Source organism: Mesorhizobium sp. M8A.F.Ca.ET.207.01.1.1, assembly GCF_004794715.1.
Classification (GTDB): Bacteria; Pseudomonadota; Alphaproteobacteria; order Rhizobiales; family Rhizobiaceae; genus Mesorhizobium.
Genome location: NZ_SRUS01000131.1, coordinates 1 through 409, shown reverse-complemented (window position 1 = coordinate 409; position 409 = coordinate 1). Strand labels below are relative to the sequence as shown.

General features: G+C 70.9%; 1 protein-coding gene. It reads left to right on the top strand.

What is annotated here, in order from left to right:
• Window positions 1-409 (top strand): biotin/lipoyl-binding protein (locus EN850_RS33835; RefSeq protein WP_136092953.1); only part of this gene is annotated, 409 nt, incomplete at both ends.

The window sequence follows — 409 nt, the reverse complement described above, 5'->3', positions numbered from 1 at the left end:
CGGTCGCCGCCGCGGCCGTGGTTGCTGCCTGCAGCGGCGGCCAGGCCGAAGAAGGCGGTGCGCCGCCGCCGCCGCGGGTCAGCGCGCCACCGGTGCTGGTCAAGCAGGTCAGCCAATGGGACGAGTTCAGCGGTCGCGTCGAAGCGGTGCAGAGCGTTGAACTGCGCCCGCGCGTGTCCGGTTACATCGACAAGGTCAACTATGTCGAAGGCCAGGAAGTGAAGAAGGGCGAAGTGCTCTTCACCATCGACGCGCGCAGCTACCAGGCCGAGTACGATCGCGCCGCCGCCGAGCTGGCCCGCGCCCGCACCCAGGCCACGCTGGCGCGCAGCCTGCTCGACGGCGAGCGCCATCCCACGGCACGCTTCGTCTCCCATCGGGTGGAACCGATCGACGCCCGACACGCGCG